Here is a 304-nt window from a genome sequence, read left to right on the forward strand (position 1 = left end):
TTCGAATGCCGAGTCTAGAACGGTTGGAAGGTTGGATCAAAGACGGAGTATTTCGCCGTCTAGCCAAAGGCCTGCGTGTTCCTTCGGTCGATGTGATCCGCGAATCGCTGAAGGGAGCCGATCTCAAGCAACTGGAGCAGATGAATCAACAAGTGATCCAAACGGCCCGAAGAAACAAGGTGCTGCGGGAGGGAACGATCGATGGGTGGGTCGTATCGGCCATCGATGGAGTCGAATTGTTTGAGAGTGTGAAAAAAGACGGTGCCGAGGCCCTGACACGTGTGAAAGAGGGGGTAACCCATTA

General features: G+C 53.3%; 1 pseudogene. It reads left to right on the forward strand.

Annotation, left to right across the window (positions count from 1 at the left end):
* Positions 1 to 304 (forward strand): annotated as a pseudogene (locus tag MXD62_RS08260) (hypothetical protein); the annotation flags it as partial.

The sequence above is a fragment of the Frankia sp. Mgl5 genome (assembly GCF_023242985.1).
Lineage (GTDB): Bacteria > Actinomycetota > Actinomycetes > Frankiales > Frankiaceae > Parafrankia > Parafrankia soli.